Origin of the sequence: Vibrio sp. D431a (assembly GCF_030248655.1) — a bacterium.
Taxonomy (GTDB): domain Bacteria; phylum Pseudomonadota; class Gammaproteobacteria; order Enterobacterales; family Vibrionaceae; genus Vibrio; species Vibrio alginolyticus.
Map to the genome: position 1 here is coordinate 38,512 of NZ_JAHGAP010000008.1, position 13,155 is coordinate 51,666.

Below are 13,155 nucleotides of genomic sequence, written 5' to 3' on the forward strand. Positions count from 1 at the left end.
AATATAGGTTTCTGGTTAACGTTAAACCAAGCCTTTTTCACTGACAGATCCCAAAAAACTTTAAGGTAAGAAATGATGTATAAACTGATCGCACTAGATATGGATGGCACGCTACTCAATAGTGATAAAGCCATTTCTGAAGAAAACAAACAAGCGATCGCAAAAGCTCGAGAAGCAGGCGTTACTGTCGTTCTCGCTTCTGGTCGCCCATTAGAAGGAATGCAAGACAAGCTCGACGAACTGAATATCCATTCCGATCGAGATTTTGTTCTTTACTACAACGGTTCGATGGTCAAGAACGTAGGCACAAACGACATCATCCACCAGCAAATCATAGATGGTAAAGCTGCAAAATTGGTGGCGCGAAAAGCCGAAGAGCTAGGTGCGTACGTCCATGCTTTTAGTCAAGTTCATGGTTTAATCACCAACGAACACAACCCTTACACCGATATTGAAGCAAAGATAAATGGCTTAAATGTCACCGAGATGAACTTCGAATCACTAGAAGACGATCATCCAATCATCAAAGCTATGATGGTTGCTGAGCCAAGCAAACTAACAGAAGTTATAGCAGCACTGCCAGCTGAAATGCGCGAAGCGTTTACGGTTGTTCAAAGCGCTCCGTTTTTCCTTGAGTTTCTTAACCCTGCGAGCAACAAAGGTATTGGTGTTGCCGCAATTGCCGAGTATCTGGGAATTAAACCGGAAGAAGTTATCTGTATGGGTGACGCAGAAAATGACCACCACATGCTGAAATACGCTGGCCTTGGTATCGCGATGGCAAATGCAATGGAAGAAACCAAGCAAATCGCTGACTACATTACGGCAAGTAATGATGAGCACGGTGTCGCTAAAGCTATAGAAAAGTTCGTGCTCAATGCATAGCCCTTTCCGCCATGTCTGTTGCGTTAAGCTTCTTACGTTTAACACCCCTAGCCGTCCAAGATAGGCAAGCGGCGTTGTTCGTAGACTAAACGTGTAAAAGCCTTGCTGTAATGCAAGGCTTTGTTTTTACTCAAATACTAATAGATAACAAATACAGCCATCAATCTAGCAACGTTTTGCTCGGTTGGTTTTCACAAGTCAGCTTTCTTGCAAGCAGCATAAATAACAACATTAATAATGGATAATGTAACGTCGACAAGACTAATGACCACAAACCGCTAAACGATACGATATTAGCCGAGTACAAATAGAGTTGATCAACAAGCAACAATGCCAGCGTCACAAAGATCATCTGCCGAGTATCTAAATGTGCTTTCGACTCTTTAAATGTCATGGCCAACGCTGATGCAGTGATTAAAATTGCTAACCAGCGACCAAACACAGGTAATGGCCAGATGACGGAGATGACCGCTGTTGTCGCAGTCATAATGAACCAGACGCCTTTTGAGCTTAGAACTTGATCAACGTTCACATCTTGATTTGTCTCCAGTCGAAGAACATGCCAAGCCACCAAGCTACCTAACAGCGCGCCAAATAACATATCTAAAATAAAGGCACTGCCGAGGAAAAACTTACCTGACACCACTGTAAGAGTGATGAACACGAAGACTGCCGTTGTTCCATTCAAACCAAAATACTGGGTTCTATGAAACAAGAACGTCAGCACACAAAACCACACAGCGATAGGCAAGCTAGGAAAACTAAAGCCAAAGCTGTGCGTTAACTCCATCATTGGTATATAGACATGTGGGCGCGGTAGCGAAAAGCCTTGTTGAGCGACAAGCACCATAAGCGACGTTGCACTAATTGCGAAAAAAAGTCGGTACACAAACCGGCTACCAAAGCGCATCATGGCAAAAGGAAATAGAAAGAGTAGTACCGTTGGTTCTGTCAGATCTATAACGAGTTTCGAGATCTGACTAGCTACCTCGTAACTCGTTTCTGACAACGCCCCTACCCAACTCTGTATATCTATCAGCCACGCCAATTCAACCTGACGAAATGAAGGCGCGGATTCAATCAGCTGAGTCACATAAGATACAGATTGCTTTGTAGCTTGATCAAAAAACTGAGTGACTTGTGGCCATTGCTCAGGATAACGATACAAAGATGATGGTAATTCAGATGGGCTAAGCAGCATAGCTGACGCAACTTCTACTCCATAATGAGGGGCAAACCAAATAGGCAGTTCATTTCCACCTAAAGAGTTATTCATAGAAAAAGCGATAATGTCAGAGTCTGATATACAGTCGTAAAAAATCGCAGTGTCCGTTCTGCCAAGCTCCTCTCCAACCGTAACCACTATACCGGTTTCTTCCCACGTTTCTCGTTGAGCAGCAACTTGTGGAGACTCACCATCAATAATGGTTCCGCCAGGTAGAGAAATCTTATCCGTTAATACTTCATGAACTAGCACTAACTTGTCATCAGCGCGAACAATACAGAGCGCTCCTTTAACTTCGCTCGCAGTGGCTTTAGCCGTAGAGATCGGTGAAACAGGTAACAAAATAAAACAAAGGATGAGTAATAACAGCTGTCTCAACACAAAATATGACCTTAAATAAACATAATGATAACCAATGAATCATGGCAGTTAATCTTATCTTTTTCGACAAAAATTAAGTAACGAGTTATGCCAAACTGAGTTGATCGCGTAAAACCTGATCTCAACGCTCACTGGAGAATAATTTAATGCAAACCTGACAAAAATCAGACAAAACATAAAATGTTGATCGCAATTCTGCCAGTTATATAAAGATAACGTCAGGAAAAAGTCATACACATTTTGTGGGTTCTCATAGTTGACACAATAAAAAAGGGCTTATTATTCGCAAACAATAAACCCCAGTTATGGTAACTATGTACTGATCGTTGAAACCAAGAATGAATCTTATCTCATGGTCAACGAATCAAATTCACTGGCCCGATCGTTAGTTAGACGTGCAATTCTCATCGCCTACTTTTTGCCAAACACCCCAAGGCCCTGAGTCTGCTGGGTTATCACCTTGAGTCCACCACTGCGCTTGCCAAACTTTACCATTCCAAGTGACCGTATCTCCTTTGAGATACACTAAGCTGGCTTGCCATACAGTTGTACAGCTATCTGTGGGAGGCGTTGTCACCGTTTTCGCTTGAGCAGATACTAACGCTTGGTATTGTGTGCTGGTCTTATCAACGTTGAAGTTCAAAGCCACTCTTGCTTCTCCGCTCTGAGTAGCACCAAATTCAACATCAACACGACAACTTGCATTCATTGCTAACGTCGCCTTAGAGCACTGATCATTGGCAATAACAGCTGCATCAGTAACACCCGAAGCAAACGCGCGAACATTTTCCACAGTGAACGTGGTGTTCCCTGAATTCTGGATAACAAAGCTATGTTGCTGTAACTCCCCAACATAAAATGATGCCAGTGTCTGTTCGGTGGTGTATCCAACAGAAACATTCTCTTTTGGTGGTGTTGCTGTTCCGATAACACCATCGACAAAATTGCGCATAGCAGCGATATCGCTATAAACCCCATACATACCAGGACGAGCACAACCTATTCCCCAACTGACCACACCAAGTTGAGTAATTACACCACTGCGATTAATGACGATTGGACCACCACTATCTCCCTGACAAGAATCTATCCCACCTTGAGGAATACCCGCACAGAATGACACTTCTCCAACCGTTGTGTAGTTGCCACCGGCTTGACGGCAAGTCATATCCGACACAAGTGGGACGTCAACCTCTTGCAATCGAGACGGAGAGCTTCCTCCTTCAGAAGTTCGCCCTAAGCCAGCAACACTAAGCCAATCTCCGATGCTCGCGTATTGCGTTAGACTGCCATCGGCAATTTCAACTGAAGAAACACCTTGAGGAACAGAGTCGAGCTTCAATACCGCGAGGTCATGAGAAAGCGTCGCGCGGCGATATGCCGGGTGCATATGGATCTCACTGACGTTTGCACGAACACCATCACTACCGTTATAAACAACGCCACCGATTTTAACCGCAATCTGATTCGGAGAATCACCCTCAACACAATGTGCAGCAGTCAGGACGTAACCATTCCCGATATAACTGGCCCCACAATATGATCGGTTACCATAACGACTAACAATTTGGGTGTAGAATTTCCAGTCACGTGGGTCGGCAGTTACTCCGCCTACGATCTGGGGTTGGATAGTATGATTTTGCGTCTGTGACAAATCATCAGCACTTGCGAACATTGGCAAAACGGCTAAAGCAAGTAACGATTTTGTTAGTTTCAAAATATTGTCCTCTTGTTTTTGTAAGCACGATCCTCGTGCTACTAATAAACAAGCAGACAAAAACGCCGATACCAATGTGGGTGCATATCAATTTGTTAACATTGCGAGCAACTTATAGAGAAAAGTCTATTGACGAACTGAATGATTTCAATTCGATCGAACCTAAATCACAATATTAAAGTTAAATACGATTATTCGTTCAGCGGTTTTCTTAAATAGTGGATATGGTGTGCAAACCCTTGTTTTTCATACAAAGATATTGCGCCCTGGTTAAAATGCCATACTTCAACAAACATCTGTTTTGCACCGTAATCAGAGAACGTTGACTCAATTTTATTAATCAAAGCCTGCGCCGTACCTTGTTTTCGATATTCAGGCAGCACATAGAGCTCATCCACGCTTCCCATCATAACTGGCTGGCTGACGGTAGAAATAAGTTCACAGAAGTGACCAGAAATAAAGCCAATAATTTCATCTCCTTGTTTTGCTACGTAAACAAGGCACTCAGGGTCGTCAATATATCGAGCAATGCTTTTTTCTTGTTCTATCTCCTCTGCCGTTTTGAAAAGCTCAGGAGATTGAAGATGATGCTCATCATGAAGCTCGAACATAAGATCGTTGAGCAACTCTAGGTCGCTAAAACACGCAGGTTTAATCGCAAACGTGGTCATACAAAGGGTCACTAAAAATGGAATGGCTGTAGTTTGTGAGGAAAACGTCGTATTGGCAAGTCACAAATGCTTTCACGATACGTTTGTACTGTTTGAACAACAAAAAGGCCCCTGCACTTAATAAACGTACAGAGGCAGAACCAACCAACAGAGTTCGAGGATCAGGGGTTAGTTAGAATTGAGTTTTTCTCAGCGTCGTAGCACTCGCTCAATTTCGTTCAAGCTACTTGGGTCATCAATCGTTGACGGAACGGTGTATTTTTCACCATCAGCTATTTGACGTATAGTTCGACGCAAAATTTTACCTGAACGTGTTTTCGGTAAACGGTCTACAACCAACGCATGCTTGAAGCAAGCAACTGCACCTATCTCACTACGCACTTTGCCCACAAGCTCACCTTCAAGGTCTAGCTCATCCACTTTTACACCGTCTTTTAGTACCACAAAGCCAAGTGGAAGCTGACCTTTTAGATCATCGTGGATACCAACCACCGCACATTCTGCAATCGCTGGGTGGCCTCCTACTATTTCTTCCATTTCACCTGTCGACAATCGGTGTCCCGCGACATTAATCACGTCATCAATACGTCCCATAATAAACAGGTAACCGTCTTCATCCAGATAGCCACCATCACCTGACACGTAGTAGCCTGGGAATTGGCTAAGATAACCAGTTTCAAAACGGTCATGATTACGCCAAACCGTTGGCAGACAGCTTGGTGGTAGCGGACGTTTTAATGCGACAAAGCCTTGTAGGTTAGGCCCGACAGCCTCTCCAAGTTCATTCAGAATCTCGACCTGATAACCCGGAATGGGCTTCGTCGAAGAACCAGCTTTAACTGGCATCATTTCGACACCTGTCGGGTTGCCCGCGATGGCCCAGCCCGTCTCGGTTTGCCACCAGTGGTCAATAACGGGCTTGTCCGCTTTGCTCTGAACCCACTCCAGTGTCGGAGGGTCAAGGCGTTCTCCCGCCATAAAGATGGTTTTCAGATTCGACAAGTCGTACCGTTTTAAGTGCTCGCCTTCCGGGTCCTCTTTCTTAATCGCACGAAACGCCGTTGGAGCAGAGAACAACGCATCTACTTTATATTCATCACACACTCGCCAAAATGCCCCAGGATCCGGTGTTCGAACAGGCTTGCCTTCGAATAGGATGGTAGTGCAACCGTGAATCAGTGGAGCGTAAACAATGTAAGAGTGCCCTACTACCCAGCCCACATCAGATGCCGCCCAAAAGACGCCATCTTGAGGAATGTTATAGATTGCGCTCATGGAGTACTTCATCGCGACAGCATGGCCACCGTTATCACGCACAACGCCTTTCGGCTTACCTGTCGTACCCGATGTATAAAGTATGTAGAGCGGATCGGTTGCTAACACCGGAACACAACCATGTGGCAGCGCTTGGTTGTACTCTCGCTGCCAATCTAAGTCTCTATCTTGGTTTAGCTCAGCGTCGCACTCTGGACGTTGGAAAACAAACACTTTCTCAGGCTTCCAACGGCTGTCCATAATGGCTTTGTCTACCATTGGTTTGTATGGAATGACTTTGTTGATCTCAATCCCGCACGACGCCGTCATGATCACTTTCGGCTCTGCATCTTCAATTCGTACAGCAAGCTCATTAGGAGCAAAACCGCCGAATACTACGGAATGAATCGCCCCCAAACGCGCGCAGGCAAGCATCGCCATTGCGGCTTCTGGGATCATCGGCATGTAAATAACGACTCGGTCGCCTTTTTCAACACCTTGAGCAGACAGCATGCCAGCAATTTTTGCTACTTGGTCACGTAGATCGCTATAGGTGTACGTGGCTTTACGACCTGTCACTGGCGAGTCATAAATGAGTGCAGTATTATCACCGCGTCCTTGCTCGCAATGGTAATCTAATGCTAACCAGCACGTATTCATTACACCATCTGGAAACCAACGTTCTATGCCGTTTTCATCAGATTTCAAGATAGTTTTAGGAGATTCAAACCAATCGAGATTCTCCGCTTGAGCGCGCCAAAAACTCTCCGGTTCATTCTTCGCCCATAAGTATTCTTTTTCGTATGAAGACATATTGCTTCCTCCAGTATGTCCTGACATTGCTCTCGTTCTACTCAAAGATCGCTCTTTTAATCCAAAGATCGTCTCTTTTAATCGAAGACATAGAAGGGTACACGCACAAATCCCTCCATCAGTATTCTCGCACTTCGGCTCATAATGGCTTTTTGCACCACCCAGCCCTGCTCAGTTTGCTTCGCTTGTGCCCCAACTTTTAACGTTCCTGACGGGTGACCAAAAGTCACGGACTCTTTTTCACCGCCACCAGCGGCTAAATTCACTAACGTTCCGGGCACACACGCAGCAGAAGCGATAGCAACGGCTGCTGTTCCCATCATTGCATGATGTAGCTTGCCCATCGACAGCGCGCGAACGAGCACATCAATATCCGACTCATTAACGGCTTTACCACTTGAAGACAGGTAACTTTTCGGTTTAGAAACAAACGCTATTTTCGGCGTATGTTGGCGTGTTTGAGCTTCTTCTAAATCAGAAATCAGGCCCATTTTTAACGCGCCATATGCACGGATGGATTCGAACATCGCTAATGCTGTGTCATCGTTGTTGATATCGTCTTGCAGCTCGGTGCCCTGATATCCTATCGATTCAGCATCAATAAAAATGGTTGGTATGCCCGCGTTAATAAAGGTCGCGTTGAACGTACCCACATCCGGCACCACCAAATCATCAACTAAGTTACCCGTTGGGAACATACTTCCTTCGCCATCGGAAGGATCAACAAAATCCACTTGAATTTCTGCCGCTGGAAACGTGACACCATCGAGTTCAAACTCTCCGGTTTCTTGGACGAAACCATTGACGATTGGCACGTGAATCAAAATCGTTTTGCTTATGTTCACTTGCCAAACACGCACCGTCACAATTCCATTTTCTGGAATGCGGTCTTGTGGAATCAGCCCAGCATGAATGGCGAAGGGACCAACTGCCGCAGACAAGTTGCCGCAGTTACCACTCCAATCGACGAATGGTTTGTCGATCGACACTTGACCAAATAAGTAGTCAACATCGTGATCGGCTCTGCTGCTGCGCGAAACAATCACTGTTTTACTGGTGCTTGACGTCGCGCCCCCCATGCCATCAATTTGCTTCGCGTAAGGATCAGGGCTGCCAATAACGCGTAGCAACAGTTTGTCACGTGCGGCTCCAGCCACTTGCGCTTCTTGAGGTAAATCCTCTAGGTTGAAAAAGACACCTTTACTCGTGCCGCCACGCATGTACGTCGCGGGCACTTTTATTTGGCTTGTTTGATTCGGAGTATTATTTGACATACGCACTCCTTATTGTGCCAAGAAATCTTGCGCGAAACGCTGCAGAACACCGCCCGCGTTGTACACGTGAACTTCGTCAGCGGTATCTAAGCGACAAGTAACCGGAACATCGACTTTATCGCCGTTGCTGCGTGTGATAACCAGCGCTAAATCAGCGCCCGGCTTGATTTCTCCAACCACGTCGTAAAGTTCCGTACCATCCAGCTCTAGCGTATTGCGGTTAACGCCTGACTTAAATTGCAGTGGTAGTACGCCCATGCCAACCAAGTTAGTACGGTGAATACGCTCAAAGCCTTCAGCAACAATGGCTTCTACGCCTGCCAGTCGAACGCCTTTTGCTGCCCAGTCACGGGATGACCCCTGACCGTAATCCGCGCCAGCCACCACGATCAATGGTTGTTTACGATTCATGTAGGTTTCAATCGCTTCCCACATACGAACCACCTGCCCTTCTGGCTCTACACGCGCCAGAGATCCCTGCACGACTTCGCCGTTTTCCTTCACCATTTCATTGAACAACTTTGGGTTAGCGAAGGTCGCGCGTTGCGCCGTTAGGTGGTCACCACGGTGAGTCGCGTAAGAGTTGAAATCTTCTTCTGGCACACCCATTTTCGCTAAGTATTCACCTGCTGCGCTGCTTGCGAGAATCGCGTTGGATGGTGATAAGTGATCAGTGGTGATGTTGTCGCCCAGAATCGCCAATGGACGCATGCCAGACAATGTTCTTTCTCCCGCTAGCGCACCTTCCCAGTACGGTGGTCGGCGGATATAGGTACTCATCGGACGCCAGTCGTACAGCGGGTTGGGATTTTGCTCTTGATCATTCAGCTTAAACATCTGAATGTAAACTTGCTTAAACTGCTCAGGTTTAACATGAGTACCGACAACTGCATCGATCTCTTCATCGCTTGGCCACAAATCATTGAGATAAATTGGTTTGCCGTTTTGGTCCGTGCCCAATGCATCGCGCTCGATATCAAAACGAATCGTACCCGCTAGCGCATAAGCGACAACCAATGGTGGTGAAGCCAAAAAAGCTTGTTTGGCGTACGGATGGATTCGACCATCAAAGTTACGGTTACCAGAAAGCACCGCTGTCGCATATAAATCACGGTCGATGATCTCTTGTTGGATTTTTGGATCCAGTGCACCACTCATACCGTTACAAGTTGTACATGCGTAACCAACAATGCCAAAGCCAAGCTTCTCTAGCTCTGGTAATAAGCCCGCTTCTTCCAGATACAAGCGTGCAACTTTAGAACCCGGAGCAAAAGACGATTTCACCCAAGGTTTACGTACAAGACCAAGTTCGTTGGCTTTCTTCGCCACAAGGCCAGCAGCAACCACGTTTCTTGGGTTACTAGTATTCGTACATGAGGTAATAGCAGCGATGATCACTGCACCATCTGGCAACTCGCCTTCTTTCTCTTCCCACGCTCCAGAAATGCCGCGCTGTGCCAACTCAGAAGTTGGTAAACGACGATGAGGGTTTGACGGACCCGCCAAGTTACGGCTAACTGATGATAAATCGAACTCAAGTACGCGCTCGTAAACGGCGCTATCAAGATCGTCTGCCCAAAGACCGGTTTGTTTTGCGTAATTTTCTACTAGAGCAACTTGTTCTTCATCTCGACCAGTTAGTTTCAAGTAATTGATGGTCTGCTCATCAATATAAAACATGCCAGCTGTTGCGCCGTATTCTGGTGTCATGTTTGAAATCGTTGCGCGGTCTCCGATCGTTAGATCACGTGCGCCTTCTCCGAAGAATTCAAGATATGAAGATACCACACGCTCATTACGCAGAAACTCAGTAATCGCGAGGACAATATCCGTTGCGGTAATGCCCGGTTGACGTTTACCCGTCAGTTTGACACCGACAATATCTGGTAGACGCATCATTGATGGTCGGCCAAGCATGACGGTTTCTGCTTCCAGACCACCGACACCTATCGCAATAACACCAAGAGCGTCTACGTGAGGCGTGTGACTGTCCGTACCCACACAGGTGTCAGGGTAGGCAATGCCCTGCTTTGCTTGTACCACAGGAGACATTTTTTCCAAGTTGATTTGGTGCATGATGCCATTCCCAGCTGGAATCACGCTGACGTTTTCAAACGCTGTTTTACACCACTCGATAAAGTGAAATCGGTCTTCATTACGGCGCTCTTCAATCGCGCGGTTTTTGTCGAAGGCATCAGGGTCAAAGCCCGCATGTTCAACCGCTAAAGAGTGGTCAACGATCAATTGTGTCTCAACCACTGGGTTCACTTTTGCAGGATCGCCGCCCTGATCTGAAATGGCATCGCGTAGACCCGCTAAATCGACTAGAGCGGTCTGACCAAGAATGTCATGACAAACAACGCGTGCTGGATACCAAGGAAAATCAAGATCGCGTTTGCGTTCAATTAACTGTTTCAGGCTATCTGTCAATGTGTTCGGGTCACAGCGACGGACCAGTTGCTCAGCTAGCACGCGAGAGGTATAAGGGAGTGTTTCATAGGCTCCAGGAGAAATGGCATTGACGGCTTCGCGTGCATCAAAGTAATCCAGTTGAGTTCCCGGAAGCGGCTTACGATATTGGATATTAATATTTGTATTCATGGTTTGCTTCCATTCAGTCTTTACATCTTGCCTTCATCAAGGTTTTCCATTGCTCCAGAAACACAGTGATGAGAGGTTCTCCTTCCTCTGCTAGAGAGAATGACAAAGGAAGGAGGTGGTCAACCAAAGCATATAATGCCCTCGTTGACCTTCGCGCTAGCGATTCTCGATAGGCACCCATTCTTGATGATCTGGGCCCGTGTAATCAGCACTTGGGCGAATGATGCGGTTATTGGCACGTTGCTCATAAACGTGTGCAGCCCAGCCCGTTAAACGACTCATCACAAAGATTGGGGTGAATAGTTTGGTTGGAATGTCCATGAAGTGGTAAGCCGATGCATGGAAGAAGTCCGCATTACAGAACAGACCTTTCTCTCGCTTCATCACTGATTCAACACGCTCAGAAACCGCATATAGATGTGTATCACCAACTTGCTTCGATAACTCTTTGGACCAGCGTTTTATTAAGGCGTTGCGAGGGTCACTTTCGCGATAAATCGCATGACCGAAGCCCATGATCTTGTCTTTATTGGCTAGCATTTTCATGATGTTCGCTTCCGCCTCATCGGGCGTTTGCCAATCTTCAATCATTTCCATCGCCGCTTCGTTTGCGCCGCCGTGAAGTGGTCCACGAAGCGTACCGATTGCTGCCGTGATACAAGAATGGATGTCTGACAACGTTGATGCACAAACGCGTGCTGCGAATGTAGAAGCATTAAACTCATGTTCAGCATAAAGAATAAGCGAGCAATGCATCACTTGTTTGTGCAGCGCAGATGGCGCTTTGTCTGTAAGTAATCGCAAGAAGTAACCACCGATGCAATCTTCAGTCTGATCCTCGGTGTTGATACGCACGCCATCATGACTAAAGCGGTACCAGTAACAGATGATGGCAGGGAACAAGGCTAGCATACGTTCGGTTGCTTTCAGTTGCTCCTCGAAGCTCATTTCCTGCTCTAGGTTACCCAATACAGAACAACCCGTGCGCATTACGTCCATTGGGTGTGCGCTTGCAGGAATCAACTCTAAAGCTTGTTTTAGCTCGGCTGGCAAACCTCTAAGGCTGAGTAGATGTGTCTTGTACGCATCAAGTTCTTGTTGATTCGGTAAGTGACCGCGTAACAGAAGGTGAGCAACTTCTTCAAACTGTGCGTTGTTCGCAAGATCAGTAATATCGTATCCACGATAAGTTAGACCAGTTCCCGTTTTTCCGACAGTACATAAAGCTGTGCTTCCTGCGCTTTGACCACGAAGGCCTGCGCCACCTAATTCTGCTTTCTTTTCTGCAGTTTGAGACATTGTTTGAACTCCTTTTCTGTCTGACTTTTCCCTCTCTGGGGTGTTTTTAGCCAAACGAATTTCACGTTATTAGATGAGATAAATTCCGATTATCTTTTTCTTGGGCTTCCGTCTATTTTTGCTTTTCCCCGCTATTTCCCTTCAGAGAATAACTGGTCAAGTTTGTCTTCATAGTCGTGGTAATTCAGGTGCTGATACAACTCTTTACGTGTTTGCATCGAATCAACCAGTGCTTCCTGATTACCCACTTCTAGCAAATGTTTGTAGACCGTTTCAGCAGCTTTGTTCATGGCACGGAACGCACTTAATGGATAGAGCACCATGTCCACTTTTGCTTTCGCTAGCTCATCGCAGCCATAAAGCGGTGTCGCGCCAAACTCTGTAATATTAGCCAGAATAGGAACGTGCTTTCCGGTCGCTTGCTCAAGCGCATTTGAAAACTGAAGGTACTGGTCCAGCTTGTTCATCGCTTCGGGGAAGATCATGTCTGCGCCAGCTTCCACACACGCAATCGCGCGCTCGATTGCGCTGTCCATGCCTTCAACAGCTAACGCGTCAGTACGAGCCATAATCACGAAACTTTCATCATTGCGTGCATCAACCGCGGCCTTTACACGATCAACCATCTCTTGCTGGCTGACTATTGCTTTGTTCGGACGATGACCACAACGTTTCTGTGCGACTTGGTCTTCCATGTGCACCGCTGCCGCGCCTGCTTTTTCCATCGCTTTGATCGTGCGAGCAATGTTAAATGCACCGCCAAAACCCGTGTCGATATCAACCAAAAGAGGCAAATCACATGCGTTAGTGATGCGGTCAACGTCAACCAAAACGTCGTTTAATGTTGTGATACCGAGATCCGGCAATCCGTATGACGCATTTGCGATACCGCCACCAGACAAGTAGATCGCTTGGTGACCCAAGTTTTTTGCCATCATGGCGCAATACGGGTTTATAGTGCCGACAATTTGTAGTGGATTATTTTGTTCAATGGCGAGTCTGAATTTCGCTCCCGGTGTTAAGCTCATGACGAAT

9 protein-coding genes are annotated in these 13,155 nt (G+C 46.4%); 1 reads left to right on the forward strand and 8 read right to left on the reverse strand.

Annotated elements, in window-relative coordinates; translation table 11 throughout:
- The first annotated feature begins 75 nt into the window (after positions 1–75).
- Complete coding sequence (locus KJB35_RS05715) at positions 76–885, forward strand: Cof-type HAD-IIB family hydrolase (RefSeq protein ID WP_017821691.1); 810 nt, start codon at positions 76–78, stop codon at positions 883–885.
- Positions 886–1,045: 160 nt separating this feature from the next.
- On the opposite strand, the gene KJB35_RS05720 is transcribed toward KJB35_RS05715, so the two are convergent.
- From KJB35_RS05720 to prpB, 8 genes are all read right to left on the reverse strand, one after another.
- Positions 1,046–2,491 carry a bifunctional NUDIX hydrolase/phosphatase PAP2 family protein gene (locus tag KJB35_RS05720; RefSeq protein WP_213889422.1) on the reverse strand — a complete coding sequence of 482 codons (1,446 nt, stop codon included), beginning with the start codon at positions 2,489–2,491 and terminating at the stop codon, positions 1,046–1,048.
- A gap of 385 nt (positions 2,492–2,876) precedes the next feature.
- Entirely contained in the window at positions 2,877–4,208 is a 1,332-nt protein-coding gene (locus KJB35_RS05725; RefSeq protein ID WP_206958243.1) for a trypsin-like serine protease, read from the reverse strand.
- Between the two features lie 191 nt (positions 4,209–4,399).
- Positions 4,400–4,879 (reverse strand): GNAT family N-acetyltransferase, encoded by a 480-nt coding sequence (locus KJB35_RS05730; protein ID WP_005377290.1) that lies wholly within the window; start codon positions 4,877–4,879, stop codon positions 4,400–4,402.
- Between the two features lie 189 nt (positions 4,880–5,068).
- A complete protein-coding gene (locus KJB35_RS05735; protein WP_025768132.1) occupies positions 5,069–6,946 on the reverse strand; it encodes a propionyl-CoA synthetase in 1,878 nt (625 codons plus the stop codon).
- Between the two features lie 77 nt (positions 6,947–7,023).
- Positions 7,024–8,220, reverse strand: coding sequence for a 2-methylaconitate cis-trans isomerase PrpF (gene prpF, locus KJB35_RS05740; RefSeq protein ID WP_005377286.1), 1,197 nt, complete (start codon positions 8,218–8,220; stop codon positions 7,024–7,026).
- Between the two features lie 9 nt (positions 8,221–8,229).
- On the reverse strand, positions 8,230–10,821 hold the full coding sequence (acnD, locus tag KJB35_RS05745) for a Fe/S-dependent 2-methylisocitrate dehydratase AcnD (RefSeq protein ID WP_213908114.1): 2,592 nt from the start codon (positions 10,819–10,821) through the stop codon (positions 8,230–8,232).
- 156 nt (positions 10,822–10,977) lie between these two features.
- Positions 10,978–12,120, reverse strand: coding sequence for a 2-methylcitrate synthase (gene prpC, locus KJB35_RS05750; protein WP_005377283.1), 1,143 nt, complete (start codon positions 12,118–12,120; stop codon positions 10,978–10,980).
- A gap of 131 nt (positions 12,121–12,251) precedes the next feature.
- On the reverse strand, positions 12,252–13,148 hold the full coding sequence (gene prpB / locus KJB35_RS05755; RefSeq protein ID WP_005388185.1) for a methylisocitrate lyase: 897 nt from the start codon (positions 13,146–13,148) through the stop codon (positions 12,252–12,254).
- Positions 13,149–13,155 lie beyond the last annotated feature (7 nt).

Bases quoted from the DNA above. Each gene is read 5' to 3' on its own strand.
- prpC (WP_005377283.1), bottom strand. From the start codon at position 12,120: ATGTCTCAAACTGCAGAAAAGAAAGCAGAATTAGGTGGCGCAGGCCTT.
- KJB35_RS05735 (WP_025768132.1), bottom strand. From the start codon at position 6,946: ATGTCTTCATACGAAAAAGAATACTTATGGGCGAAGAATGAACCGGAG.
- prpF (WP_005377286.1), bottom strand. From the start codon at position 8,220: ATGTCAAATAATACTCCGAATCAAACAAGCCAAATAAAAGTGCCCGCG.
- prpB (WP_005388185.1), bottom strand. From the start codon at position 13,148: ATGAGCTTAACACCGGGAGCGAAATTCAGACTCGCCATTGAACAAAAT.
- acnD (WP_213908114.1), bottom strand. From the start codon at position 10,821: ATGAATACAAATATTAATATCCAATATCGTAAGCCGCTTCCGGGAACT.
- KJB35_RS05715 (WP_017821691.1), top strand. From the start codon at position 76: ATGTATAAACTGATCGCACTAGATATGGATGGCACGCTACTCAATAGT.
- KJB35_RS05730 (WP_005377290.1), bottom strand. From the start codon at position 4,879: ATGACCACGTTTGCGATTAAACCTGCGTGTTTTAGCGACCTAGAGTTG.